The organism is Actinoallomurus oryzae (assembly GCF_039541955.1).
GTDB classification, from domain to species: Bacteria; Actinomycetota; Actinomycetes; order Streptosporangiales; family Streptosporangiaceae; genus Actinoallomurus; species Actinoallomurus oryzae.
Genome location: NZ_BAABHF010000015.1, coordinates 32,377 through 57,945 on the forward strand (window position 1 = coordinate 32,377; position 25,569 = coordinate 57,945).

23 protein-coding genes are annotated in these 25,569 nt (G+C 72.3%); 17 read left to right on the plus strand and 6 right to left on the minus strand.

Annotation, left to right across the window (positions count from 1 at the left end; translation table 11 throughout):
- Positions 1-12: 12 nt before the first annotated feature.
- The 14 genes from ABEA10_RS09230 to ABEA10_RS09295 all read left to right on the plus strand — a co-directional run bounded on the left by ABEA10_RS09230 (position 13) and on the right by ABEA10_RS09295 (position 17,609).
- Positions 13-1,281 (plus strand): ABC transporter substrate-binding protein, encoded by a 1,269-nt coding sequence (locus ABEA10_RS09230; protein WP_345460141.1) that lies wholly within the window; start codon positions 13-15, stop codon positions 1,279-1,281.
- Positions 1,278-2,174 carry a carbohydrate ABC transporter permease gene (locus tag ABEA10_RS09235; protein WP_345460145.1) on the plus strand — a complete coding sequence of 299 codons (897 nt, stop codon included), beginning with the start codon at positions 1,278-1,280 and terminating at the stop codon, positions 2,172-2,174. The genes ABEA10_RS09230 and ABEA10_RS09235 overlap by 4 nt, the downstream gene beginning before the upstream one ends.
- Positions 2,175-2,185: 11 nt before the next feature.
- Positions 2,186-3,085 (plus strand): carbohydrate ABC transporter permease, encoded by a 900-nt coding sequence (locus ABEA10_RS09240; RefSeq protein ID WP_345460148.1) that lies wholly within the window; start codon positions 2,186-2,188, stop codon positions 3,083-3,085.
- 71 nt (positions 3,086-3,156) lie between these two features.
- Positions 3,157-5,139: a DUF8034 domain-containing protein gene (locus ABEA10_RS09245; RefSeq protein WP_345460151.1), complete on the plus strand. Its 1,983-nt coding sequence runs from the start codon at positions 3,157-3,159 to the stop codon at positions 5,137-5,139.
- A 17-nt stretch (positions 5,140-5,156) separates the two neighbouring features.
- The gene (locus tag ABEA10_RS09250; RefSeq protein WP_345460154.1) at positions 5,157-5,942 is read left to right on the plus strand and encodes an RraA family protein; all 786 of its coding nucleotides are present in this window, start codon (positions 5,157-5,159) and stop codon (positions 5,940-5,942) included.
- A 49-nt stretch (positions 5,943-5,991) separates the two neighbouring features.
- Complete coding sequence (locus tag ABEA10_RS09255) at positions 5,992-7,875, plus strand: right-handed parallel beta-helix repeat-containing protein (RefSeq protein WP_345460157.1); 1,884 nt, start codon at positions 5,992-5,994, stop codon at positions 7,873-7,875.
- Between the two features lie 65 nt (positions 7,876-7,940).
- Positions 7,941-9,182, plus strand: a complete 1,242-nt coding sequence (locus ABEA10_RS09260; protein ID WP_345460160.1) for an SGNH/GDSL hydrolase family protein — start codon at positions 7,941-7,943, stop codon at positions 9,180-9,182.
- Entirely contained in the window at positions 9,183-10,301 is a 1,119-nt protein-coding gene (locus ABEA10_RS09265) for a dienelactone hydrolase family protein (protein ID WP_345460163.1), read from the plus strand.
- A gap of 64 nt (positions 10,302-10,365) precedes the next feature.
- Positions 10,366-11,520, plus strand: a complete 1,155-nt coding sequence (locus ABEA10_RS09270; RefSeq protein ID WP_345460166.1) for a hypothetical protein — start codon at positions 10,366-10,368, stop codon at positions 11,518-11,520.
- Positions 11,517-12,254: an SDR family NAD(P)-dependent oxidoreductase gene (locus tag ABEA10_RS09275; RefSeq protein WP_345460169.1), complete on the plus strand. Its 738-nt coding sequence runs from the start codon at positions 11,517-11,519 to the stop codon at positions 12,252-12,254. The genes ABEA10_RS09270 and ABEA10_RS09275 overlap by 4 nt, the downstream gene beginning before the upstream one ends.
- Positions 12,255-12,289: 35 nt before the next feature.
- Positions 12,290-13,387 (plus strand): aldose 1-epimerase family protein, encoded by a 1,098-nt coding sequence (locus tag ABEA10_RS09280; RefSeq protein WP_345460172.1) that lies wholly within the window; start codon positions 12,290-12,292, stop codon positions 13,385-13,387.
- Between the two features lie 10 nt (positions 13,388-13,397).
- Positions 13,398-14,303 carry an aldo/keto reductase gene (locus tag ABEA10_RS09285; RefSeq protein ID WP_345460175.1) on the plus strand — a complete coding sequence of 302 codons (906 nt, stop codon included), beginning with the start codon at positions 13,398-13,400 and terminating at the stop codon, positions 14,301-14,303.
- Between the two features lies 1 nt (position 14,304).
- Positions 14,305-15,141 (plus strand): amidohydrolase family protein, encoded by an 837-nt coding sequence (locus ABEA10_RS09290; RefSeq protein WP_345460178.1) that lies wholly within the window; start codon positions 14,305-14,307, stop codon positions 15,139-15,141.
- 53 nt (positions 15,142-15,194) lie between these two features.
- The gene (locus tag ABEA10_RS09295) at positions 15,195-17,609 is read left to right on the plus strand and encodes a glycoside hydrolase family 95 protein (RefSeq protein ID WP_345460181.1); all 2,415 of its coding nucleotides are present in this window, start codon (positions 15,195-15,197) and stop codon (positions 17,607-17,609) included.
- Positions 17,610-17,698: 89 nt separating this feature from the next.
- On the opposite strand, the gene ABEA10_RS09300 is transcribed toward ABEA10_RS09295, so the two are convergent.
- From ABEA10_RS09300 to ABEA10_RS09325, 6 genes are all read right to left on the minus strand, one after another.
- Positions 17,699-18,631 (minus strand): CPBP family intramembrane glutamic endopeptidase, encoded by a 933-nt coding sequence (locus ABEA10_RS09300; protein ID WP_345460185.1) that lies wholly within the window; start codon positions 18,629-18,631, stop codon positions 17,699-17,701.
- Positions 18,632-18,757: 126 nt separating this feature from the next.
- The gene (locus ABEA10_RS09305) at positions 18,758-19,462 is read right to left on the minus strand and encodes a response regulator (RefSeq protein WP_345460188.1); all 705 of its coding nucleotides are present in this window, start codon (positions 19,460-19,462) and stop codon (positions 18,758-18,760) included.
- Positions 19,459-20,637 carry a sensor histidine kinase gene (locus ABEA10_RS09310; protein ID WP_345460191.1) on the minus strand — a complete coding sequence of 393 codons (1,179 nt, stop codon included), beginning with the start codon at positions 20,635-20,637 and terminating at the stop codon, positions 19,459-19,461. Before ABEA10_RS09310 ends, ABEA10_RS09305 begins: the two co-directional genes overlap by 4 nt.
- A gap of 70 nt (positions 20,638-20,707) precedes the next feature.
- Positions 20,708-21,346, minus strand: a complete 639-nt coding sequence (locus ABEA10_RS09315; protein ID WP_345460195.1) for a CoA transferase subunit B — start codon at positions 21,344-21,346, stop codon at positions 20,708-20,710.
- Complete coding sequence (locus ABEA10_RS09320; RefSeq protein ID WP_345460198.1) at positions 21,346-22,095, minus strand: CoA transferase subunit A; 750 nt, start codon at positions 22,093-22,095, stop codon at positions 21,346-21,348. The genes ABEA10_RS09315 and ABEA10_RS09320 overlap by 1 nt, the downstream gene beginning before the upstream one ends.
- 113 nt (positions 22,096-22,208) lie before the next feature.
- Positions 22,209-22,952 (minus strand): IclR family transcriptional regulator, encoded by a 744-nt coding sequence (locus ABEA10_RS09325; protein WP_345460203.1) that lies wholly within the window; start codon positions 22,950-22,952, stop codon positions 22,209-22,211.
- Positions 22,953-23,026: 74 nt separating this feature from the next.
- On the opposite strand from ABEA10_RS09325, the gene ABEA10_RS09330 reads away from it, so the two are divergent.
- From ABEA10_RS09330 to ABEA10_RS09340, 3 genes are read left to right on the plus strand one after another with little or no spacing between them, the layout of a single operon-like run.
- Positions 23,027-24,151, plus strand: coding sequence for a cupin domain-containing protein (locus tag ABEA10_RS09330; protein WP_345460206.1), 1,125 nt, complete (start codon positions 23,027-23,029; stop codon positions 24,149-24,151).
- On the plus strand, positions 24,148-24,978 hold the full coding sequence (locus tag ABEA10_RS09335; RefSeq protein ID WP_345460209.1) for a fumarylacetoacetate hydrolase family protein: 831 nt from the start codon (positions 24,148-24,150) through the stop codon (positions 24,976-24,978). Before ABEA10_RS09330 ends, ABEA10_RS09335 begins: the two co-directional genes overlap by 4 nt.
- Positions 24,975-25,562, plus strand: a complete 588-nt coding sequence (locus ABEA10_RS09340; protein ID WP_345460212.1) for a maleylpyruvate isomerase family mycothiol-dependent enzyme — start codon at positions 24,975-24,977, stop codon at positions 25,560-25,562. Before ABEA10_RS09335 ends, ABEA10_RS09340 begins: the two co-directional genes overlap by 4 nt.
- Positions 25,563-25,569: the final 7 nt, after the last annotated feature.

The following is a 25,569-nucleotide window of genomic DNA, read 5'->3' on the forward strand; positions in this document are numbered from 1 at the left end:
GGAGGAGGCGTGATGCGCGTACAACACCTGAGCCGGGCTGCCGTCGGAACCGTGCTGGCCCTCGCATTGGCCGCCTGCGGCGGCGGGGGAGGTTTCTCTGGCGAGAGCTCGTCGGACGGTGGTGACAAGGGCACGGTTCGCATGCTCGTCAACATCACCCCGAACCTCACCCAGAGTTACTGGGAGGGGCTCGTCAAGCCGTTCGAGCAGGCGAATCCGGGTGTGGACGTGAAGATCGAGGCGCCGACCGGCAAGACGGTCTCGGACACGCTGCCACAGCAACTCGCCGCGGGCAATGCCCCTGACGTGGTCGAAACCCTGATGGCGGACCGCACCCTCGCGCCGCAGATGCTCGACCTGACCGACCAGCCGTGGGTGAAGGGCACGCCGCTGGCCCAGGAGGCCGCTCTCGGCGGCAAGATCTACACGGTCGGCGTCGGCGAGCAGGCGCAGTCGCTGATCTTCTACAACAAGGACGCTTTCGCCAAGGCCGGGATCGCGCAGGCGCCCACGACGCTGGACGAGCTGACCCAGGACATGGGCAAGCTCAAGAGCGCCGGCTACCTCCCGCTCCAGACCGCCGGCGACTTCGTCACCGGCCTGCAGATGCTCCAGCTCGCGGACCCCTCGCTGGCCCAGAGCCACCCGCAGTGGTACCAGGACATCCGGGCCAAGCGCCTCAAGGTCGGCGAGTCGCTGCTGCCCTACCTCAAGCTCTACAAGAGCTGGCTGGACAAGGGCTACCTCGACAAGAACGCCATGGGCCTGAAGTACCACGACTCCCAGACCCGGTTCTTCTCCGGCAAGTCCGCGATGTACATCATGGGCAGCTGGTTCACCGCGTCGGAGGCGACGGCCAAGAAGAAGTTCGACGTCGGCGTCTTCCCCGCGCCGGTCCAGACGGGGCAGAAGAGCCCCGGCCCGCAGGGCGCCACCATGGCCGCGCCGTACATGATCCTCAAGTCGACCAAGCACCGCGCGCTGGCGCTCAAGCTCGTCCAGTGGCTCGTCACCGACAAGGCCGCGGTGACCAGCCAGCTCCAGCAGGACGGGAACTTCCGCAAGGGCTACGACCGGAAGTTCACCCCGCTCGAACAGCAGGTGCAGCAGATCCTCGACGCCGCGCCCTCCGGCGTGCCGCAGGGTGAGGGCTACGGCGACTACACCCTCCCGAGCGGCTTCAACGACGCGTGGAACACCCAGGTGCAGGGCCTCTACGTCGGCCGCTCACCCGAGAAGGTCGCCTCCGCCATCGACCAGTGGGTCAGCTCGCACTCATGAATTTTGCAAAAAGGACCAAGCGGGCGGGTGAGGGTGCCGCCACCCTGCTCATGGTCGCCCCGGCGACCCTGGTCTTCGTGGTCATGCTCGTCGTCCCGGTCGGCCTGGCGATCTACCTGAGCCTGACCGACTGGGACGGCTACAGCGCCCAGCCGAAGATCATCGGCGCGGCCAACTACACGCACCTGTTCTCCGACCCGGAGATACGGCGCGCCACCTTCGTCACGCTGCTCGTCGCGGTCGCCGGCACCATCGGGATGAACCTCCTCGGGCTCGGCTTCGCCGTCCTGGTGAACGGCACGTCACGGGTGAACCGCTTCCTGCGCGTCGTGCTGTTCTACCCGCACGTGCTCAGCGCGCTGGTCGTGGGTTTCCTGTGGAGCGCCATCCTCGGCACCACCGGCGCGGTGAACAGCCTGCTCACCGCGCACGGCGGGAGCGTCCTGCCGTTCCTGTCCGATCCCACCTGGGCCCTGATCACGATGATCGCGGTCCTGGTCTGGGCGGGCTTCGGGGTGAACGTCGTGCTCTACCTCGCCGGGCTGCAGGCGGTTCCGCGCTCGCTCGTGGAGGCGGCGCGCATCGACGGAGCCACGCGGTGGCAGGTGTTCCGCCACGTGACGCTCCCGGCGCTCGGGCCGGTCGTGACCATCAACATCGTCCTGTCGCTGGTGACGCTGCTGAAGACCTACGACCTGGTGGTCTCGCTGACGGCCGGCGGGCCGGCCGGGCAGACCCAGACGATCGCCTATCTCATCCTGTGGAACTCCTTCCATGACAACAAGCTCGGGTTCGGCTCGGCGCAGTCCGTGGTGCTCATGATCGTCACCGGGATCCTGGCCCTCGCCGTCACCCGCATGCGCCGTCGCGGCGAGATGGCGGTCTATTCATGAGTGGCGGGCTGATGACTCAACCTCGTACGGAGGAGGAAACGGCCGTCACGGAGGCGGCCGCTCCCGGGCGGCGGCAGGCCCGGCGGCGAGCGGGGCTGCCACGGGCGGTGTTCCTCGGCCTGGTCGCGATCTTCATGCTCACCCCGCTGTACGTCCTGGTGGTGAACGCGTTCAAGCCGCAGGAGGAGATCCTCGCCAACCCCTTCGGCCTGCCGCTGGGCGCCCTCACCACCCGCTACCTGTCCCACGCGCTGCACAACCCGCAGTTCAACATCGTGCGCGGGTACGCCGTGACCATCCTGTTCGTGGTGGCGGTCAACGTGCTGTCCGTGGTGCTGGCCGGGCCCGTCGCCTACGTCGTCGCCCGCAGCCCCCGCCGCCGCTACCGGCTGCTGTTGCTGACCTTCCTGGCCGGCACGTTCATCCCGGGCCAGGTGTTGGTCATCCCGGTGGTGTACGTGCTCAAGACGCTGGGGCTGATGGGCACGATCCGCGGCTTCGTGCTCTTCGAGACCGCGCTCACGCTGCCCTTCTCGGTCTTCCTGTACGCCGGCTACATCGGCACGATCCCGGCGACGCTGGACCAGGCCGCGGCGGTCGACGGCGCCGGGCGGCTCCGGACCTTCTGGAAGATCATCTTTCCGCTCATGCGGCCCGTGGTCGCCACGATGGTCATCCTCAACACCTTCTCGGTGTGGAACGACTTCGTGAACCCGCAGATCATCCTCGGGCCCGGCAGCGGCCTGTACACGGTCACGACGGGCGTCTACGCGGCGGTCAGCCAGTACTCCACCGACTACTCGGTGGTCTTCCCGACGCTGTTGCTGGCGATCGCGCCGCTCCTCGTCTTCTTCGTGGTCATGCAACGGCACATCATCAGCGGCCTGACGGCCGGCGCGACGAAGGGCTGACCCGTGAACGAGCGAAGCGCGCGAACCAGTGAACACGCCTGCCGGGTCTCTCTTCCGGCGAAGGAGGGCTCGTGAACCAGGAGTTGCCACGCGTGGTGGCGAGCGTGCCCGCCGGGGCGCCGCCGGCCTGGGCGGTGCTGGAGCGCCGGCTGTTCGACGCGCTGGACGAGGCCTGGCGCGCGTTCGCCGCGCACTACTGCCTGCCCGACGGCGCGCTGCGCTACAACGGCGAGCTGGCGAGCCGCGACGGCGCCGACGACTTCTACGAGGCGTTCTTCAACTGGCCGGTCCTGTACCAGCTCGGTGGCGCCGACGACCTGCTCGACGCCTGCAAGCACCACTGGGAGGGGGTGACGGCCCAGCTCACCGGGTTCGGCTACCTGGTGGACGAGTTCGAGCGCGGCTACGACTGGTTCCACCAGGGCGAGTCCCTGCTGCTGTTCTACGGGATCTGCGCCGCCGACCCCCGCGACCAGAAGTACGCCGAGCGCGCGCACCGCTTCGCCGAGCTGTACCTGCCGGGCTCGCCGACCGGTAACTACGACCCCGAGCACGACATCATCCGCGCGCCGCACAACGGCGCCGGCGGCCCGCGCTACGGCGTCAACGAGGAGTGGGCGTCGTCGTACCGCCCGGACCAGCCGTCGATGCGGCCCTTCGGGCTGCCGCTGCGCGACCTGCCCGGCATCACCGAGTGGAACGACCTGGCCGACCCGGCGAAGGCCGCCCGCATGGGCGCCGCGATGAACGAGCGGATCGGCCGCGGCGACGTGGCCGTGAACCTGGCCGCCACGAGCCTGGCCACCAACGCCTGGCTGTACGGCCACGAGGACCGGTTCCGCGACTGGGCGCTGCGCTACATGGAGGCGTGGGAGCGCCGCGCCGCCGAGCTGGGCGGGATCCTCCCCGACAACGTCGGCCTCTCCGGCCGGGTGGGCGAGCTGCACGACGGCCGCTGGTACGGCGGCAACTACGGCTGGCAGTGGCCGCACGGGATCTACAGCGTCGGCGCGGCGGCGGCCGTCGCCGCGGTCAACTCCGTCCTGCTCACCGGCGGCACGGACCACTTGGACCTCGGCCGCGGCCCGATCGACCTGGTGCTGGGCCAGAGCAAGCGCGGCGCCGTCACGGATTTTTCCCGACCAACCAACCCCGACCTACCGCCCGGGACAGAGATGAGCATCAGCGACCGGTGGTACGCCGAACTCGGCGACGAGGCCGCCCGCGAGACCCTGCTCGTGCCGAACCGGCACGACGACGGCGGCTGGTTCGACTTCCAGCCGCCGCAGCTCGGCCTGCCGGTCTGGCTGTGGCACGTGGGCATGGCCGAGCCGGACCGCGCCCGCCTCGACCGGCTGCGGCGGGAGTCCGGCTACGACTGGCGGGTGGTGCGCGGCTTCCGTAACAAGGAGGAGGCCGGCCACGAGGCGCCGTGGCTCGAGTTCCTGCGGGGCGACAACCCCGGCTTCCCCGAGGCCATGCTCGCCGCGGCGCTCGGCCAGGTGCAGCGGCGGATGGCGCTGATCGACGCGGACGAGGCCGACCCCGGCGAGATCCACGTCCACCACTGGCAGCGGCTCAACCCGGTGCTGACCGAGGCGCTGCTCCAGCTCACCACCGGCACGCCGCAGGTGCTCTACAACGGCGGCCTGCTGCCGGCGCGGCTGGCCTACTTCGACGCCGCCCGCCGCCGGCCGGGCCTGCCGCCGGACGTGGCCGCGCTCGTCGACGAGGTCGGCCCCGACCGTACCGGCGTCGAGCTCGTCCACACCGGGCTGACCGGCACCCGCCGCGTGGTCGTGCAGGCCGGGGCGTTCGGCGAGCACCGGATCACGCGTGCGGTGGTCACCGCCGCGGAGACGGCCTACCCCGGCGAGCTGACCTCGTACGTCGCGCCGGACGCGGCCGTCGTCAGCCGGGAGGTCGAGGTCGGCGGGCCACGGATCGAGGTCGTCCTGCCGCCCGGCCGGCGGATCCGGCTCGACCTGCACCTGGACCCGCGGGCCGCGCGGCCCGCCCATCAGCACGCCGGGACCATCCCGGCGGACGCATGACCATGAAGGAGTCGTCAGTGGAAGACAGCGGCCGAAGTGCCGACGAGGATTCGGTGTGGGACCTGCCCGTACGGGGCGATGCCCCGGAGCCGGCCGACCCCGACCTCGTGCGGCGGCTCTCCGCGGTCAGCGCCGCGACGGCCTGCGCCAAGCTGCACGCGCAGGGCATACGCCGGACGTTCGTCGCCGGGCCGCGGCCCCTGGAGCCGGGCCAGAAGGTCGCCGGGCGGGCGCTGACCCTGCAGTTCATGCCGCAGCGCGAGGACATCGCCTCCGGCCTCGGCCAGGAGTACATCGAGCGGCACACCGCGCTGTGGGCGGTGCTGGAGACCGTCCAGCCCGGCGACGTGCTCGTCGTGCAGGCCTACGGCAGCGCCTACACCGGCTGCTTCGGTGACATGCTCGTCCGCTACTTCAAGCAGAAGGGCGGCGCGGGCATCGTCGTCGACGGCTGCATCCGGGACGCGCCGCGCGTGCGCAAGCTCGGGGTGCCCATCTGGACGACCGGCGTCACCCCTCACTACGCGTCGCAGTCCGAGCTGTTCCCGTGGGCGTACGACGTGCCGATCGCCTGCGGTGGCGTGCTGACGCTGCCCGGCGACCTGGTGGTGGCCGACGACGACGGCGCCGTCATCGTGCCGCGCCGGCGTGCCCGCGAGGTCATCGAGTCGGCCGGCGAGCACGAGGAGTGGGAGAAGTTCAGCCGGTCCCGCATCGAGGAGGGCGGCGCCCTCGTCGACTACTACCCGCTCACGCAGGAGACCCGGGCCGAGTACGAGCGCTGGCGCGCCGACCGGCACTGACCAAAGGACATCGGGGGGCCCGATTCACCTTTGATCCCAGGAGGGCTCATTGTTCCGTAAATCCCGTCACAGATTTCTGCGCGGCGCCGTGTGCGCGGCCGCCGCGCTCGCGTGCCTGACCGCACCGGCCGCCACGGCCGGCGCCGCCGACGCCGGGCAGAGCACCTGCACGCCGAAGCGCTTCTTCGTCTCCCCGCAGGGCGACGACCGGGCGAACGGCACGATCGGCAAGCCGTGGAAGACGGTCGAGCACGCACGGGACGTCATCCGTCAGCGCGGGCTGAACAAGCACATGTCCTGCGACATCCAGGTCGAGCTGCGGGCCGGGGACTACCCGGTGGCGAAGACCATCCAGTTCAACGAGGCCGACTCCGGCAGCAACGGGCACTCGGTCGTCTACCAGAGCTATGACGGCCCGGGGAAGGCGCGCTTCCTCGGCGCCCGGCAGATCACCGGCTGGCAGAAGTACAAGGGCAACATCTACAAGACCCAGGTCGACAAGAACCAGCCCTTCTACACGCTGTACGACAACGGCCAGCGGGCGACGACGGCGCGCACGCCGAACCGCACGTCCACCGAGACGCTCGGCCCGTACTTCCAGGGTGTGGAGAGCTCCGACGACGCGCTGACCAACTCCCAGCAGTGGATGGCCTACAAGGACGGCGACCTGAACCAGGACTGGGACCTGCACGACGCGCAGGTCGTGGTCTGGTCCGGCGGTCACTGGACCTGGTTCACCGACACCGATCCGATCCTCAACGTCAACTGGACCAAGAAGTTCATCAGCCTCCGCTACCCGACGAGATACGCGCTGTTCTCCCACGTCGGGTCCAGGTACTTCCTCCAGAACTCCCTCGACTTCCTCGACGAGGCCGGGGAGTACTACCTCGACCACGCCACCGGTGAGCTGTACTACTGGCCGCGCAGCGGCTCGATCGACAACTCCCAGGTCTGGGCGCCGACCGTGCAGACGGTCTTCTCGATCGCGGGCAGCTCGCCGAACGCCAAGGTGCACGACCTGTCCCTCGACGGGCTGACCGTGCAGTACAGCGACTTCACCGACTGGTACCGCTACGGCTGGAACGGCAACGGCGACTCGGGCGTGATCCACAAGTACCCCGACTACGACCGTCAGATCGAGATGCCGCGTAACCAGTACGGGACCATCACGCTGACCAACACGACACATGTCGCCCTGCGGCGCATGCACATCGCCGACACCGGCTGGACCGGCGTGTTCATGCTGTTCGCCAACGACCACGACACGATCTCCGACAGCCTCTTCGAGCGGCTCGGCGGCGACGGCGTCAAGCTCGAGGGCGGCTACCCCGGTGAGGGGAACATCTCGCACGACAACGTCCTCACCGACAACTACATCAACTGGGTCGGCCAGCTGGTACCCGGCGACGCCTCGGGCTACGAGGTCGTCGACAGCGGCCACAACGAGCTGAGCAACAGCGTCATCCAGCACAGCGCCCGGTACGCCGTGAGCGTCAAGGCGATCACCACGGTCGCCAACGCGGACAACTACGCCGGCGGCAACGTGCTGAAGTACCTGCGCATCGCGCACGCCGGCCAGGACAGCGGCGACATGGGCGCCATCGACTCCTACGGCGTGCAGAACTTCGAGCCGCACACCATCGAGAGCCAGATGTCGCAGATCACCATCGACGACGTCAACGCCGACCCGTCGATGCCGGACGTCGTGCCGAGCGGCATCCACATGGACGCCGGCGGCTGCGGCTGGAACTTCAGCAACATCAAGATCACCAATGCGCAGTACAAGTCGCCCTTCCACGGTGACACGCACTGCAACACGTTCGAGAACGACAGCTGGAACGACGGATTCGACGAGTCCAAGCTGGAGCTCGACAAGATCGGGGTCACCCCGAACTTCCCGTATCCGCTCCCGGAGAACACCCCGGCCCACTGAGCCGCCGACGCGCTGGGGCGGGCCCCGCACGGGCCCGCCCCGCGCCAGGACGTCGAGGAGCGACGTTGATTTCGAAGGAAAGAACGCGCCGGTTCGGCATGGCCGCCGGCGTGGTGTTCACCGCGCTCGCCACCGGTCTGGCCGGCACTCCGGCCCACGCCGCCGAGACGCACGGCAGGGGCCCGAACGAGGTGTCGACCTGGGCCGCCGCCGACGACACCACCGGCGGAACCCTCCACGAGATGACCGTACGGAACCCCGTGCACATCAGCCGCGGCGGCACGGGCCTGCGGATCCGGCTGTCGAACGTCATGGGCGACCGGCCGGTGACGTTCGGCGCCGCGTACGTCGGGCGTCAGCGGTCGGGGCCGGAGCTGGTGCCCGGGTCCAACCGCCGCATGACGTTCGGCGGGCGGCCGTCGGTGACGGTCCCGGCGGGCGGCGTGGTGTTCAGCGATCCGCTTCCGGGCCGCGTGCCGGACGGCAGCGACCTGGAGGTGAGCCTGTACCTCCAGGGCGAAAGCGGCAAGCTGACCGCGCACAACCGGACCATGCAGTACACCTACAAGTCGACGACGGGCGACCACGCCGCCGAGGAGTCGGGGGCGTCGTTCCCGACGCAGTCGGCCGTATGGTTCTGGCTGGACGCCGTCGTCGTGACCGCGCCGAGGACCGTCTCGACGGTCGCCGCCCTCGGTGACTCGATCACCTCGGGCGTCGGCTCCACCGAGAACGCCAACCACCGGTGGCCCGACCTCCTCGCCGACCGGCTGCGCGCGCTGCCGCCGTCGCGGCGGCTCGCGGTGACCAACGAGGGGATCTCCGCCAACCAGGTCCTCAAGGACGGTGTCGGCCGCAGCGGGCGGACGAGGCTGGTCCAGGACGTCTTCACCAAGCCCGGCGTACGGACGGTGATCCTGTTCGAAGGGGTCAACGACATCGGCACGGGCGGGGCCTCGGCGGACGCGCTGATCGCCGGCTACCGGGACATGGTCGCCAAGGCCCACGCCGCGGGCCGCTGCCTCATCGGCGCGACCATCACGCCGTTCGGCGGCTCGGTCTACCTGGGCGACAAGAACGAGGCCGTCCGCCAGGAGGTCAACGCGTTCATCCGTACGAGCGGCGTGTTCGACGGAGTGGTCGACTTCGACCGGGCGACCCGTGATCCGGAGGACCCGACGCGGCTGCTTCCCGCGGACGACTCCGGCGACCACCTCCACCTCAGCGACGCCGGGTACCAGGCCATCGCCGACTCGGTGGACCTGAACCTGCTCCGCTGCGACCGGCACGGGACGGACGGAGAGTAGGTGACACACAGCGACGCGGGCCTCGGCGCGTTCGGCGATCTCGCCGAGGCCGCGGCCGTCCTCGCCCCGCCGGGCGACGGCCGCCTCGACATGGCCGCGGCGCGCCGGATCGTCGGCGCCGACCGCGACGGGGCCCCGATCGCGCCGAGAGTGGAACGCCGCTGGTCCGCGGACGGGATCGACGGAGAGGAGGTCTCCTGGTCGGTCGGTTACGGCCCGCGGACCCACGCGTGGCTGCTCCGCCCCTCCGGGGCGCGCGGACCGCTCCCGGGCGTCCTCGCGCTGCACGGCCACGACGCCTTCAAGTACCACGGCAAGGAGAAGATCGCCGACGGGCCGGACGGCGAGGTCCCCGGCGTCGCGGACCTGCGGCGGGAGTTCTACGGCGGCCGTCCGTTCGCCGACGCGGTCGCCCGCGCCGGCTTCACCGTGCTGGTCCCCGACGTCTTCCTGTGGGGGAGCCGCCGCTTCCCCGCCGAGCACATGGTGGAGCCCTCACCGGACGGCGAGTGGATCGCGGCCGAGCCCGCCGGCGGCGACCCGGCCGATCTCCGCCGGTACAACCGCCTCGCCGCGCGGCACGAGCACGTGGTCGCCAAGCACTGTGCGGTGCTCGGGCTGAGCCTGGCCGGAGTCGCCGCGTACGAGGACCGGATCGCCGCCGCCTGCCTGCGCGCTCGGCCGGACGTGAACGACGGGGCGATCGGCTGCGTCGGCTTCTCCGGCGGAGGGTGCCGGGCGGCGCTGCTGCAGGCGACCAGCCCGTACGTCGGGGCGGCGGTCGTCGCCGGGATGATGAGCACGCACGAGGCGCTGCTCGACCGGCACGTCACCGGGCACACCTGGATGTTCTTCCCGCCGGACCTGCGGCGGGCCGGCGACTGGCCCGACCTGGCCGCCGCCCGCGCGCCGTCACCGCTGCTGGTGCAGTACCTGCGCGACGACAGGTTGTTCCCCCTCGCGGGGATGGAGGCCGCTCATCGGCGGCTCACCGAGCACTACCGCCGGGCGGGCGCGCCCGGCGCGTACGTGGGTGAGTTCCACCCGGGCCCGCACCGGTTCGACTGCGTCCTGCAGGAGTCCGCCATCGACCATCTACACCGGTGGCTGGTCACATGACCGAGCGAAGCGAGGGAATCGAAGACACGCCCTTGTGGTCACCCTCCCCGACGAAGGAGGGCCCATGACCGCCGAACTGCGCGGCACGACGTGGGACCACCCGCGGGGGTACGCGCCGCTGGACACGCTGGCGCGCCTGGACGCCCGGTCGGGCCCGCGCGGACCCTATCCGTACGAGGCCGTACGCCGCCCGCTGCGCTGGGAACGCCGGCCGCTCGAGGACTTCGAGTCGCGCCCTCTGGCGACGCTCACGGCCGACTACGACGTCCTCGTCGTCGATCACGTGGGCCTCGGCACGGCCGTCGCCGACGGCTGCCTGCTGCCCATGGACGAGCTGTTCGCCGGGTCCGAGCTGGCCGCGTGGCGGGACGGCACGGTCGGTGCCTCCTATGACAGCTACGTCGTCGACGGCCGCGCGTGGGCGCTGCCGGTCGACGCCACGGCCCAGGTCGCCGCCGCCCGGCGGGACCTCGCGTCCGCGCTGCCCGGCACCTGGGCGGAGGTGCGGGAGCTGGCCCGTTCGCTGCCGGTCGCGCTGTGCCTCGGCGGGCCCCACGCCTTCCTGACCTTCTGCGCGCTCTGTGTCGCCCAGGGCGCCGAACCCTTCCGGTACGAGGGCGCCGTCGTCCCGCCGGACGCGGGCGAGGCCGCGCTGGACACCATGGCCGAGCTGGTCGCGCGCTGCGACTCCGAGGTCTGGCGGCACGGCCCGGCCGGCCTGCTGGAGGCGCTCGCGGCCGGCGACGGCCCGGCGTACTGCCCGCTCGTCCACGGATACGTCACGTACGCCGGGGACCTGCGGTACGCCGACGCGCCCGCGTGGGAGCCGGGTGGGCGGCCGGGCAGTGTGCTCGGCGGTGCCGGGCTGGCCGTCTCGCGTCCGCGCGCGGCCGATCCCGCGGTGCGCGACGCGATCCGCGGCCACCTGCGCCGCCTCTGCTCCCCGGCGGTGCAGCGCGACCTGTACCCGGCCGCCGGCGGCCAGCCCGCGGCCCGCTCCACCTGGACCGACGCGGAGGCGAGCGCGCTGAGCGGCGGCTTCTACCGCGCCACGCTCGCCACGATCGAGGTGGCCTGGGTGCGGCCGGCGACCGCCGGCTACGTCCCGTTCCAGGACGCCGCGTCACGCCTGCTCCGCGACGGGGCCGCCGACCGCGTACCGCCCCGCAGGCTTCTGCACGACCTCGACACCCTCTATCGCTCCTGGAGATGCCCATGACGAGTGCACTGGTGACCGGCGCGGGTGGAGCCCTCGGCCGTGCCACGGCGCTGCGCCTGGCCGCCGACGGACACCCGGTGGCCGCCCTCGACGTCGACGAGCCGTCGCTCGCCGAGACCGTCCGTCTCATCGAGAGGGCGGGCGGCACCGTCCTGCCGCTCACCGTCGACCTGCGCGACGCGACGGCGATCGAGACGGCGGTGACCGCTGCCGCCGCCGGGCTCGGCCCGCTGGGCGTCCTCGTCAACAACGCGGCCGTCTATCCCAGCCGGCCGTTCCTGGAGGTGCCGCTCGCCGAGTACGACGACGTGCAGGCGGTCAACCAGCGTGCGTACTGGGTCGCCGCCCAGGCCGCGGCCCGGCGGATGACCGAGAGCGGCGGCGGCGCGATCGTCAACATCGCGTCCATCACCATGCACGGCGGGTGGGCGAACCTCGCCGCCTACGTCGCGACCAAGGGCGCGGTGACCGCGCTGACCCGTGCGCTCGCCCGCGAGCTCGGACCGTACGAGATCCGCGTCAACGCGGTCTCGCCGGGCGCCTTCCCGACCGCCGCGGAGGAGATCCACCCGGACCCGGAGGCCTACACCCGGTTCGTGCTGGAGCGGCAGGCGCTGCAGCGGCGCGGCAGGAACGAGGAGCTCGCCTCCGTCGTGGCCTTCCTGGCCGGCCCGGACGCGTCGTTCGTGACCGGCCAGACGATCGAGGTCAACGGCGGCTGGGTGATGACGTGAACCGGCCGTTGGGAGCACGTGAGAAGGGTGGCTCGATGAACCTGTACGGAAAAGAGACCGGGCGGCGTGACCTCGCCGCACGGGCCGGTGACCTGGCGGCGGCCGGCGGCGTGCGGCTCGTGACGCTCGGGGACGGCCTGGAGCGCGGGATCCGTACGCTGGAGTTCCGCACCGGCAGCGGGCTGGCGTTCGACGTGCTGGTGGACCGGTGCATGGACATCGGCGCGGCCGAACACGCCGGACGGGCGTTCGGCTGGCGGTCGCGGACCGGGTTCCGGCACCCCGGGCTGCACGAGAACGCGGACGAGGACGGGCTGTCGTGGCTCCGCTCGTTCTCCGGGCTGACCGTGACCGCCGGGCTGGACCACACGCTGTTCGGCGGTGAGGTGGACGCGTCGTCGTACCGGTATCCGCCGCGGCGGACGGTACGGCACGGGCTGCACGGCCGGGTCGGCAACATCCCCGCGCGGCTGACCGGCTACGGCGAGCGGTGGGACGGCGACCGCTGTGTGCTGTGGGCCGAGGGCGAGGTGCGGCAGGCCGCGGTGTTCGCCGAGAACCTCCGGCTCACGCGCCGCATCGAGGCCGACCTGGGCGGCGACGAGATCCGCCTGATCGACGCCGTGACCAACCCGGGGTTCGACCCGGTCCCGCACATGTTCCTCTACCACATCAACCTCGGCTGGCCGCTCCTCGACCAGGGCAGCCGGTTCCTCGCGCCGGTGCGCGACACGGTGTGGCGGTCGGACAGCGTCGTCGAGCAGGGCGTGGACAACCGCGTGCTCCCGGCCCCGCTGCCGGGCTTCGTCGAGCAGGTGTACGAGCACGAACTCGCGTCGGACGCGAAGGGGCTGACCGGCGCGGCCCTCGTCAACGACCGGCTCGGCCTCGCGGTGAGCGTCGAGTGGCGGGCCGCGGAGTTCCCCTGCTTCTTCCAGTGGCTCAACCTGCGCGCGGGTGACTACGCGGTCGGCGTGGAGCCCTCGACGCACCACGTGGCCGGCGACGCGGCGGCCCGCGACGACGGAAGCATGATCTGGCTCGAGCCGGGGGAGACCCGGACGTACCGGACGAGCTTCCGGGTCCACCAGGGCGCCGAGGAGATCGCCGCCCTCCAGACCCGTCTCTCCTGAGATGACGGCGATGGAGGGAACACCGGACCGCCGCCCGATCGGCCGCGGCGGCCTGACCGTCGGGCGGCTGGGGCTGGGCACCGCGCCGATCGGCGGGCTGTTCACGGCGGTGGGGGAGGACCAGGCGGCGGCGACCCTCGAAGCCGCCTGGGACGCGGGACTCCGCTACTTCGACACCGCCCCGCACTACGGGGCGGGGCTGGCCGAACGCCGGCTCGGCGCCTTCCTCACCCCGGCCCGTCGCGCCGAGGCCGTCGTCTCCACCAAGGTCGGGCGGTTGCTGCGGCCGGACGGGACACAGGTCCGCGACTACAGCCGTGACGGCGTCTACCGCTCCCTGGCCGGCAGCCTCGAACGGACCGGCCTGGACGCCTTCGACATCCTCTACATCCACGACCCGGACGATCACTGGGCCGAGGCGGCGGGGGAGGCGTACCCGGCGCTGGAGCGGCTCCGCGACGAGGGCGCGGTCAAGGCGATCGGCGTGGGCATGAACCAGACCCGCCTGCTCGCGCGCTTCGTCGCCGAGACCGACATCGACTGCGTCATGGTGGCGGGCCGCTACTCGCTGCTGGACCGCGAGGCGGCCCGTGACCTGCTGCCGCGCTGCCGGGAGCGGGGCGTCGCGGTGATCGTCGCCGGGGTGTTCAACAGCGGGGTCCTGGCCGATCCACGCCCGGGCGCGCACTTCGACTACGCCCCGGCCGGAGACGCCGTGCTGGAGCGGGCGCGCGCCATGGCCCGGCGATGCGCCGCGTACGGGGTGCCGCTGGGCTCCGCGGCCGTGCGCTACCCGCTGCGGCATCCCGCCGTGACGGGGGTGGTCGTCGGCGCCCGCACCCCCGCGGAGGTGTCCGCGGCGACGGCGGCCCCGCCCATCCCCGAGGCGCTGTGGGCCGAACTCGAGGAGCTCTAGGATGCCCCGGATCGACGCCCACCATCACGTGTGGGACCTGGGCGTCCGTGACCAGCCGTGGATCGCCGGGCCGTCGATGGCCGCGATCCGCCGCGACTTCACCGTCGAGGACCTCCGCCCCGCCGCACGGGCGGCGGGCGTCTCCGGCACGGTCGTGGTGCAGACGGCGAGCGTGGAGAAGGAGACGCTCGAACTCCTGGAGCTCGCACACCGCGAGGACCTGGTCGCGGGCGTCGTGGGCTGGGCCGACCTGACCGCACCGGGCATCGCCGGCACCCTCGCGGAGCTGCGCGCCGCGCGGGGCGGCGAGCACCTGGCCGGGCTCCGCCATCCCGTGCACACCGAGGCCGATCCGCTCTGGCTGGTCCGGCCCGGCGTACGGCGCGGGCTCACCGCCGTACGCGACGCGGGCCTCGCCTTCGACCTGCTCATCCGGCCGAAGCATCTTTCCACCGCGGTCCGCGCCGCGCGGGCCGTTCCGGGGTTGAGGCTCGTGCTGGACCACCTGGCCGCGCCACGCCCCGCCGACGGCGGGTTCGGCACGTGGGCGGCGGACATCCGCGCCCTCGCCGCCGAGCCCGGCACGTTCTGCAAGCTGTCCGGGATGCTGACCGCCGGTCCGCCGGAGGCGTGGACCCCGTACGCGGAGGTCGTGCTGGAGGCGTTCGGCCCGCGCCGGGTCATGTTCGGCTCCGACTGGCCCGTCTGCCTGCTCGCCGCCTCGTACGCGGAGGTCGTCGCCGCCGCGGAAGGCCTCATCGGCGGCCTGCCGGACGAGGACCGGGAGGCGGTCTTCGGCGGCACCGCCGCCCGCGCGTACCACCTCGCGCCGCCCTGAACCTTTGTCTCTCGGGGGTCCGTCGCTCGCAGGAACAACTGAAAGGCACCGACATGTCCCAACCATCCCGGCGCGATGTCCTCAAGGCCGCCGGCGTCGGCGCGGCGGTCGCGTCGGCGACCGTGGTCGCCGGTTCGGCCCTGGCCGACCCCGCCCTCGCCGGCACCGCCTCCGGCCAGGAGACCAATCCGCTCCGCCTCTGGTACAAGGGCCCGGCGCAGGAGTGGCTCGAAGCCCTCCCGGTCGGGAACGGCCGGCTGGGCGCGATGGTCTTCGGCGGCACCGACACCGAACGCCTCCAGCTCAACGAGGACACCATCTGGGCGGGCAGCCCGCACGACTACGACAGCCCCGACGCGCTGGCCGCCCTGCCGCAGATCCGCCAGCTGGTGTTCGACGAGAAGTGGAACCAGGCGCAGAAGCTGGTCGACGCCAAGTTCCTCGGCCGGCCCTCGGAGCAGGCGGCGTACCAGCCCGTCGGAAATCTGAACCTCACCTTCCCCGACACGGGCGAGGTGACCGAGTACCAGCGCGACCTCGACCTCACCACGGCGATCACGAAGGTCACGTACCTGCGCGGCGGCGTGCACCACACCCGTGAGGTCTTCGCCAGCACCCCGGACCAGGTGATCGTGATGCGCCTGACCGCCGACAAGCCGGGCTCGATCTCCTTCCAGGCGAACTTCGACAGCCCGCAGCAGACGACGACGTCCGCCGCCGACGGCCGCACCATCGCGCTCGACGGCGTCAGCGGCGAGTGGCAGGGCCGGGCCGGCGCCGTACGCTTCCAGGCGCTGGCACGGGCCACCGCGGACGGCGGGAAGGTCCACACCGACCAGGGCAAGCTGATCGTCGACGAGGCGAACTCCGTCACCCTGGTCATCTCGGTCGGCACGAGCTACCGCAACTACCAGGACGTCGGCGCGGACCCGGCCGCGCGGGCGCGCCGGCCGCTCACGCCCGCGGCGGCCAAGCCGTACGACCTGCTCCGGCGCACCCACGTCGCGGACCACCACCGGTTGTTCTCACGCGTCGACATCAACCTCGGCACCTCCGACAACGTGAGCCTGCCCACCAACGAGCGGATCCCGCTGTTCGCCTCGGGCGCCGACCCGCAGCTCGCCGCCCTGTACTTCCAGTACGGCCGCTACCTGCTGATCTCCTGCTCGCGCTCGCCCGGCCAGCCGGCGAACCTGCAGGGCCTGTGGAACGACAGCATGACTCCGGCCTGGGAGTCCAAGTACACCGTCAACATCAACTTCGAGATGAACTACTGGCCCGCCGGACCGACGAACCTCGCCGACTGCTGGGCGCCCGCGGCGGCCATGGTCCACGAGCTGGCGGAGTCCGGCCGCCGTACCGCGAAGGTGCAGTACGGCGCCGGCGGCTGGGTGCTCCACCACAACACCGACGGCTGGCGCGGCACCGCACCGGTCGACTTCGCGCAGTACGGCATGTGGCCGAGCGGCGGAGCGTGGCTGTCGGTCGTGCTGTGGGACCGCTACCGGTTCACCGGTGACAAGAACCTGCTCCGGCACGACTACCCGGTGATGAAGGGGGCAGCGCAGTTCTTCCTCGACACCCTGGTCGAGGACCCCGAGCACGGCTGGCTGATCACCAACCCGTCCCAGTCGCCCGAGGTCACCCACCACCAGGACGAGGGCGAGAGCGTGAGCATCTGCGCCGGTCCGACGATGGACATGCAGATCCTGCGCGACCTGTTCGACGCCTGCGCCGAGGCGTCGGAGATCCTCGGCCAGGACCGCGACTTCCGCGCGAAGGTGAAGGCGGCCCGCGCCCGGCTCGCGCCCATGCAGATCGGCTACCTGGGCCAGCTGCAGGAGTGGCTGGAGGACTGGCGGGAGGCGGCCCTGGAACAGAGCCGGCACGTCTCCCACCTGTACGGCGTGTTCCCCAGCGCGCAGATCGTGCCCCGGCAGACCCCCGACCTGGTCAACGCCGCGAAGCGGAGCCTCGAACTGCGCGGAAACGCCGGCGAGGGATGGTCGCTGGCCTGGAAGATGAACATCTGGGCCCGGCTGGAGGACTCCGCGAAGGCCTACGAGCACCTGTCCCGGCTCCTCACCACCGCGCGGACCGCGCCCAACATGTTCGACCTGCACCCGCCGTTCCAGATCGACGGCAACTTCGGCGGCGTCTCGGGGATCACCGAGATGCTGCTGCACAGCCACGCCGGCGAGGTGTTCCTGCTCCCGACGCTGCCCGCCGACGCGTGGCCGGCCGGCCACGTGCGCGGCCTGCGGGCCCGGGGCGGCTTCGAGGTCGGCATCGAATGGGCGCAGGGACGCCTGACCGAGGCCGACATCCGCTCCGACCTCGGCGAGCAGGTGCGCCTCCGCACCCAGGCGCCGGTGTCGGTGACCGGCGCGAGCGTCGAACGTCCCGAGGCCAACGTGGTGGTGTTCGACACCCGTCCCGGCCACACCTACCGGATCCGGCCGTCCTGACCCCGATGACGAGCGGCTGATCCGTTCGGCTCGGTGCCGTGTGGGGGCGGCACCGGGCCGAACGCTCGTCGCGGACGGTGTCCGGCGGCTCAGCGCCCGGCGGTGGCACGGCGGCGCCGCGGACGGATGCGGCCGTCGCGCCGGGCCCGGCGCAGGAGCAGGACCGTCGGGACGCCGCAGACCAGGATCGCCACGACACTGGCCTCCGGCCCGAAGCCTCCGCCGGTCAGCGCCACCGGGCCGGACAGCGTGCCCTTGAGCAGCCCGGCCGGCCCGTCGCCGTTGCCGGAGACGGTGACTCCGAAGATCCCGCCTTCGGCGAAGTTCCAGCCGAGGTGCAGGCCGATCGGCAGCCAGAGGGTGCGGGTCGCGGCGTAGGCGGCACCGAGCATCAGGCCGGCCTCCATGGCGATGGCCAGCGCGCCCCAGACCGTGGCCTTCGCGTTGACCAGATGCAGAACCCCGAAGACCAGTGCGGAGACGGCCAGTGCGCCCCAGGTGCCGGTCATCTCCTCCACGATGCGGAACAGCACGCCGCGAAGGAGAACCTCCTCGACCGCCGCCACCGCGCACATCAGTCCCAGACAGGCCACGAAGGCGCCGAAGGAACCCCAGCCGGCGATCCCGTATCCGCCGAACATCGCGATGACGCCGATGGTGACCGCGAACAACCCCAGCCCGGCCAGCGTCCCGCGCCACACGCTGCGGGCCGCGCCGTCCCGGGCCAGCTCCGCCACCTGGCGGTGTTCGAGGAGACCCACCGCCTTCGCGTACCCCCACAGGACGAGCCCGGCGCAGACGAGGCCGAGGAGCAGCCCCGCGACGGCGTTGCCGTCCAGCGCGGAGTTGATCGCGCTCACGATGCCCTCGACCAGCACGAACAGCACGAGCATCACAATGAGGCGTACCCATGCCGGGCGCGCCCACCGCGGGGCGCCCTCGGCCGGCGCGAGCCCTCCGGGTCCCGCCGCGTACTCCGGCGGTGCCTGCTCCGCCGTGCCGGCGCCGTCGCGTTCTCTCACTTGTCCGCCTCCCTTTCCCGTCCGCGGTCCGGACGTCGGCCGCGACCTCACAAACGCTAGGGACGGCGGAAAAGAAGGTCATCGCGCTGGAGTTGAGACCTCGGATAGCTCGCTCGGGGGATGGGCTCAGGCCTCGGCGGTGACGAGGCCGATGCGATGGGCGAAGACCACCGCCTGCACCCGGTCACGCAGGTCGAGCTTGGTCAGGATGTGTGAGACGTACGTCTTGACGGTCTCCCGGCTGATCACCAGAGTGGCGGCGATCTCGGCGTTGGACAACCCGGCGGCGATCAGCTTCAGCACCTCGCGCTCGCGGCCGGTCAGCGCGGCCAGCGGGCCGTCCGTGCCCGCCGGGTCGGGATCCGGCCGTACCCGCGAGCCGAACCGGCCGATCAGCCGGCGGGTCACGGAGGGCGCGAGCAGCGCCTCACCGGCGGCGACGGTGCGCACCCCGGCCACCAGATCGGCCGGCGACGAGTCCTTGAGCAGGAAGCCGCTGGCGCCGGCGCGCAGCGCCTCGTACACGTACTCGTCGAGGTTGAACGTGGTGACCACCAGCACCTTCACCGGATCGGCGACGTCCGGCCCGGCCAGCAGCCGCGTCGCCGCGATACCGTCCAGCCCCGGCATGCGGACGTCCATCACGACGACGTCCGGGCGCAGCCGGCGGGCCAGGTCCACCGCGGTCCGGCCGTCGCCGGCCTCGCCGACCACCGTCATGTCGGGCTGGGCCGCGAAGATGGTGGTGTAGCCGGCCCGGATGACGCCCTGGTCGTCGCAGACCAGCACGCCGATCGGGACCCGGTCCGCGCCGGGCGCGCCCGCGGTCACCGCCCGCTTCCCGTCGGGATGCGCGCGTGCACGGTGAAGCCGCCGCCCGGGCGGCCACCGGCCCGCAGCTCGCCGCCGACCACCCCGACACGCTGCCGCAGGCCGGTCAGCCCCCGTCCTTCGGCGGTGCGGGGCGAGGGGACGCCCGGTCCGTCGGTGCTCACCTCGATGCCGACCTCGGCGGCGTCATGGCGGATCCGGACCACCGTGCGGTGCCCGCGGGCGTGTTTGAGCGCGTTGGTCAGCGCCTCCTGCACGACCCGGTACGCCGCCAGCTCGGCACTGTCGGTCATGGGCCGCCGCTCGCCCTCTTCGCTCAGCTCGACGGGCTGCCCCGCCGAACGGGTCTGTTCCACCAGGTCCAGCAACCGCCCGACCCTGGGTGCCTGTTCGGCCTCGGGGACCGGATCCAGCACACCGAGGAAGTACCGCAGCTCGGTCAGGGCGCGGCGGCCGGTGTCGCCGATCGACGCGAGGTCGGCCGCGGCCTGCTCGGGAGCGTCGGCGACGGTGAACTGGGCGGCGTCGGCCCGGACCACCATGGCCGTCACGTGGTGGGTCACCACGTCGTGCAGTTCCCGGGCGATGCGGGCCCGCTCCTGTGCGATCGCCGCGTCGGCGGCGTGCCGGCGCCGTTCGGACTCCTGCCGGGCGCGCGCCCGCATCCAGGTGCCCGCCGCCCAGCACGCGGACAGGAACAGGTAGAAGGTGAAGAGCTCGACCGGCAGTTCGGGCGAGCCCTGAACGTGCACCGTGACCGCGAGCACGACGTACGCGCCGGTTCCGGCGAGGGCCGTCACCCGGCGGAAGCGCCCCTGGTGCGCCCCGGCACTGTACAGCGCGACGACCAGACCCTCGCTGGCGAAGGTGGCCGGATAGCCGAGGAGCTCGTGCGCCGAGAACGCGGCGGCGACGATGCCCAGGCACCACACCGGCCGGCTACGGCGAACCACCAGGGGCAGGCACTGGGCCGCCAGCAGCACCAGGCCGAGCGGGTCGTCGTGCCGCCGGGCGTTCTCGGCCATGACGAGACCCTGGCGCGCCACACCGGGCGCGAACGCGAGCAGCGCGAACAGCACGGCCAGCGCGCCGTCGCGTACGACCAGGTTCCGTGCCCGCCACCATGTCCGCAGGGACTGGACCCGTGCCGGCATCGGCGGCATCTTGGCGATCACCGTGTGAGCCTATCCGCCCGGCGTGGAAGAGGGGCCGCGGTCGCGGTACCCGCCGTCGCGCGGCCGGCGCCTATGCGGAGGCGGAGGTGATCGGCGCGCCGGTGCGGTCCGCGACCTCGTCGGCGCCGACTCCGGGGGCGGTCTCGACCAGGACGAGGCCCGCCGGTGTGACGTCCAGGACGGCGATGTCGGTGATGATCCGGTGGACGCACGCTCGTCCGGTCAGCGGCAGGGTGCACTCCTCGACGATCTTCGGGCTGCCGTCCTTGGCGTTGTGCGTGGTCAGGACGATCACGCGGCGGGCGCCGTGGACCAGGTCCATCGCGCCGCCCATGCCCTTGACCATCGCGCCGGGGATCATCCAGTTCGCCAGGTCGCCGCGGGCCGAGACCTGCATGGCGCCCAGGATCGCGGCGTCGATGTGGCCGCCGCGGATCATCCCGAACGACAGGGACGAGTCGAAGAAGGAGGCGCCCGGAAGGACGGTGACCGTCTCCTTGCCCGCGTTGATCAGGTCGGGGTCGAGCTCGTCCTCGCGCGGGTAGGGACCGACGCCGAGGACCCCGTTCTCCGAGTGCAGGACGACCTGTACACCGGGCGGTACGTGCCCCGGCACGAGCGTGGGCAGGCCGATGCCGAGGTTCACGTAGGCGCCGTCGGTCAGTTCGGCGGCCGCGCGGGCCGCCATCTCGTCACGGGTCCAGGCCATCAGGCGCGCACCGTCCTCTTCTCCACTCCCTTGGCGGCGGCCTGCTCGGCCGTCAGGGGCACCACCCGCTGGACGAACACGCCCGGCAGCTGGACCTCCTCGGGGTCGAGAGCGTCCACGAGCTCCTCGACCTCGGCGATCGTGGTGCGGCCGGCCATCGCGGCCGGCGGGTTGAAGTTCCGGGAGGCCTTGGCGAACACCAGGTTGCCGTACCGGTCGCCGCGCAGCGCCCGTACCAGCGCGAAGTCGGTGGTGATGCCGCGTTCGAGCACGTGGTCGACGCCGTCGAAGGCACGGACCTCCTTGGCGGGGGAGGCGACGGCGACGGTGCCGTCCGCCGCGTAGCGCCACGGCATGCCGCCCTCGGCGACGGCCGTCCCGACCCCGGCGGGGGTGTAGAAGGCCGGTATCCCGCAGCCGCCGGCGCGGAGCCGCTCGGCCAAGGTCCCCTGCGGGACGAGTTCGACCTCGACCTCACCGCCGAGGTACTTGCGGGCGAACGTCTTGTTCTCGCCGATGTAGGAGCCGGTCACCCGGACGATCTGGCCCGCCTCGAGCAGGAGGCCGAGGCCGCCGCCGTCGACCCCGCAGTTGTTCGACACCACGCTCAGCTCGCGGGGCCCGGCCACCCGCAGCGCCTCGATGAGGACGTTCGGCACGCCGCTCAGCCCGAAACCGCCGACGGCCAGTGAGGCCCCGTCCCGTACGTCGGCGACCGCCGCAGCGGCGCTCGCCACCACCTTGTCCATTCCTCACCCGCGCCGTTCGCCTAGTGAACTTTCCTTCACAATTGTGGAGGCAGTCTCCGCCGCCGTCACGTGCGATGTCAACCGGTCGCCCGGGCGCGAGCGGCGCCGCGAGGTCAGCGGTAGTCCGCCAGGGCGGCCTCGATGCGCCGCGCCGCGGTGGACAGCGCGTTCACCCACGCGGGCAGGGCGTCGCGGTCGAACCGGGCGGTCGGCAGCGCGATGGACAGCCCGGCCAGCGGGGCCCCGTCCGTGTCCGCGATCAGCGTGCCGATCGCGGTCAGGCCGGTCTCGGTGAGCTGATCGTTGATCGAGAAGCCCCGCTTGCGCACCAGCGCCAGCTCGCGCCGCAGGCGCCGGAGATCGACCTCGGCGTCCTCCGCGTACATCGCGTTCACCTCCTCGGGCGGGAGCGCGGCGAGGATCGCCTTGCCGCCGGAGGTCAGGTGTGCCGGCAGCGACCGCCCGACCCGGTCGCCCACGCGCAGGACGCGCGGCGACTCGACGGTGGCGATGAAGCGCACCTCGGTGTGGGCCGGCACCACGACGTTGGCCGACTCCTGTGTCTGGTCGACGAGCCACTTCAGCGGGGCGTCGCACACCGCGCGCAGCAGGGCGATGGGGGCGCCGGAGACCTCCGCGGGGCGCAGCACCTTCCCCGGCCCGTACCGCCGGTCGGTGCCCTGTTCGGCGAAGTCCCGGTACACCAGCATCGCCAGCAGCCGGTGAGCGGTCGATACCGCCACGCCCAGCCGCTCGGCCGCGTCGGTCACCCGCAGCGGTCCCTCCTGCTGCAACAGCGCGGCGAGCTGGAGCGCGTGGTCCACCGAGGTGAGCGCGTACGGCGGCTTATTCCTCATAGCAGAAAAAGCTTATCTGTCCTGAAGAACCATCGGCATTCTGGAGGCGACCGTCCGAACCGAAGGAGGGGCCCATGACGGTGACCGATGGATCGCCGGTGACCATCGTCGCGACCGACGCCGAGGACCAGCCCACACGGACGCCGGAACTCGAGGCGCTGTACCGGGGCTTCGAGTCCGAGCTGCTCGTCCCGCTGTGGACCGAGATCGGCGACCTCATGCCGCCGTCCCCCCGGTCGAAGGCGCTGCCGCATCTGTGGCGGTGGAGCGCCCTGCTGCCGATGGCCGAGCGGGCCGGGCGGTTGGTCCCGGTCGGGCGCGGCGGTGAGCGGCGGGCGATCGCCTTGGCCAACCCCGGGCTCGGCGGCCGGCCGTTCGCCACGCCGACGCTGTGGGCGGCGATCCAGTACCTCAACCCGGGCGAGGACGCCCCGGTGCACCGGCACACCCAGAACGCCTTCCGGTTCGTGGTCGAGGGTGAGGGCGTGTGGACCGTGGTGGACGGCGACCCGGTGGCGATGCGGCGCGGCGACTTCCTGCCCCAGGCCGGCTGGCACTGGCACGGGCACCACAACGTCACCGACCGGCCGATGGCCTGGATCGACGGGCTCGACATGCCCTTCCAGCACTTCGGGGAGTCCACGTTCTTCGAGTTCGGGCCCGATGAGGTCGAGACGCGCGAGGCTCCGGAACGGTCGCGGTCGGAGCGCCTGTGGGGCCATCCCGGCCTGCGCCCGCTCACGCACCTGCGGCCGACGCACGCCACGCCGCTGCTGGCGTACCGGTGGGAGCACACCGACCGCGCGCTGACCGAGCAGCTGGCGCTGGAGGCCGAGGGACACCGGGCGACGGTCGAGCCCGGTCACGCCGCCGTCCGCTACACCAACCCCACCACCGGGGACGACGTCATGCCGACGCTGCGCACCGAGTTCCACCGGCTCGCGCCCGGCACCGCGACCGCCGCGAAGCGGGAGGTCGGCTCCTCGGTGTTCCAGGTCTTCGAGGGCACGGGCCGGGTCACCGTGGGGGAGCGCTCGTGGTCCGTCGAGCGCGGCGACCTGTTCGTGGTGCCGTCGTGGCAGCCGCTGACGCTCACCACCGAGCACGGCCTGGACCTGTTCCGCTTCAGCGACACCCCGATCTTCGAGCGGCTGTACCAGCACCGCGTCCAGAACGACACTCAGGAGAACCCGCAGTGAAGCTCGCGACCGTCCGTACCGGCGAGGGAACCCGCGCCGCCCGTGTCGTCCCCGGTGGGTGCGTGCTGCTGGACGCTCCCGACGTCGGCGCGCTCCTGGCGCGCGAGAACGGGGCCGAGGCGGCGGCGTCCGCCGGCGGGGAGGTCCGTCCCCTGGACGAGACCACGCTCGCTCCCGTGGTGCCGCGGCCGGGCAAGGTGCTGTGCGTCGGGCTCAACTACCGCAACCACATCCTGGAGATGGGCCGGGACCTGCCGGAGCACCCGACCCTGTTCGCCAAGTTCGCCGACGCCCTCATAGGCGCGCGGGACGACATCCTGCTGGCGCCGGAGTCGTCGGCCGTCGACTGGGAGGCCGAGCTCACGGTGGTGATCGGCCGTACGGTCCGGCGGGCGTCGGAGGACGAGGCGGTCCGGGCCATCGCCGGGTTCACCGTCATGAACGACGTCACCATGCGGGACTGGCAGTTCCGTACCAAGGAGTGGCTGCAGGGCAAGACGTTCGAGGGGACGACGCCGCTGGGCCCGGTCGTGGTCACGCCGGACGAGCTGCCCGGCGGCGTGCGCCCCGCCCTGGCGCTCACCTGCCGGGTCGACGGCGAGGTGATGCAGAAGGGTGACACCTCCGACCTGGTGTTCGACCCGGTCGACCTGGTCCGCTACGCGTCGACCATCCTCACGCTGCGGCCGGGCGACGTGATCGCGACCGGCACGCCGGGCGGTGTGGGCCACGCCCGCAGGCCACCGCGCTACCTGTCGGACGGGGCGACCGTCGTGACCGAGATCGCGGGCATCGGGCGGCTGGAGAACACGGCGAGGACGGCGTGAGCGCGCGGTCCTGGATGGACCGGGGCACCGAGCTCTTCCTCGGCACCGTCGACCGGCTCACCGACGACGAGCTGACGGCGCCGACGGCGCTGGACGGCTGGACGCGCCGGCACGTCATCGCCCACGTCCACGGCAACGCCGAGGCCCTGCGCCGGCTGCTGAGCTGGGCCGCCACCGGTGTCGAGAACCGGATGTACTCCGGGCCGCGGCAGCGGGCGGAGGAGATCGAGACCCTCGCGCTGCTGCCGGCGGGCGAGCTCCGCGCGCTCGTCCGCGGCTCGGCGGTGTCCCTGGCGGAGGACCTGGACGCGCTGCCGGAGAGCGCGTGGCGCAACCCCGTGGTGACCGCGCAGGGCCGGACCGTCCCGGCCGAGGAGATCCCGTGGATGCGGGCCCGCGAGGTGGCGGTGCACGCCGTCGACCTGGACCACGGGGTGGGCTTCGCCGACCTGCCCGACGGCTTCAACACCGCGCTGGTCGCCGAGGCCGCGGCCCGGCACGCGGCGCGAGGGCACGCCGCCGGGCTGGCCGCGTGGCTCAGCGGGCGCACCGCCCAGGCGCCCGCGCTCGGTCCCTGGCTCTGAACGAACA

Excerpts from the sequence above, each read along its gene's own strand:
- ABEA10_RS09230 (WP_345460141.1), top strand. The coding sequence starts at position 13 with ATGCGCGTACAACACCTGAGCCGGGCTGCCGTCGGAACCGTGCTGGCC.
- ABEA10_RS09235 (WP_345460145.1), top strand. The coding sequence starts at position 1,278 with ATGAATTTTGCAAAAAGGACCAAGCGGGCGGGTGAGGGTGCCGCCACC.
- ABEA10_RS09240 (WP_345460148.1), top strand. The coding sequence starts at position 2,186 with ATGACTCAACCTCGTACGGAGGAGGAAACGGCCGTCACGGAGGCGGCC.
- ABEA10_RS09270 (WP_345460166.1), top strand. The coding sequence starts at position 10,366 with ATGACCGCCGAACTGCGCGGCACGACGTGGGACCACCCGCGGGGGTAC.
- ABEA10_RS09275 (WP_345460169.1), top strand. The coding sequence starts at position 11,517 with ATGACGAGTGCACTGGTGACCGGCGCGGGTGGAGCCCTCGGCCGTGCC.
- ABEA10_RS09280 (WP_345460172.1), top strand. The coding sequence starts at position 12,290 with ATGAACCTGTACGGAAAAGAGACCGGGCGGCGTGACCTCGCCGCACGG.
- ABEA10_RS09285 (WP_345460175.1), top strand. The coding sequence starts at position 13,398 with ATGGAGGGAACACCGGACCGCCGCCCGATCGGCCGCGGCGGCCTGACC.
- ABEA10_RS09290 (WP_345460178.1), top strand. The coding sequence starts at position 14,305 with ATGCCCCGGATCGACGCCCACCATCACGTGTGGGACCTGGGCGTCCGT.
- ABEA10_RS09295 (WP_345460181.1), top strand. The coding sequence starts at position 15,195 with ATGTCCCAACCATCCCGGCGCGATGTCCTCAAGGCCGCCGGCGTCGGC.
- ABEA10_RS09315 (WP_345460195.1), bottom strand. The coding sequence starts at position 21,346 with ATGGCCTGGACCCGTGACGAGATGGCGGCCCGCGCGGCCGCCGAACTG.
- ABEA10_RS09320 (WP_345460198.1), bottom strand. The coding sequence starts at position 22,095 with ATGGACAAGGTGGTGGCGAGCGCCGCTGCGGCGGTCGCCGACGTACGG.
- ABEA10_RS09325 (WP_345460203.1), bottom strand. The coding sequence starts at position 22,952 with ATGAGGAATAAGCCGCCGTACGCGCTCACCTCGGTGGACCACGCGCTC.
- ABEA10_RS09330 (WP_345460206.1), top strand. The coding sequence starts at position 23,027 with ATGACGGTGACCGATGGATCGCCGGTGACCATCGTCGCGACCGACGCC.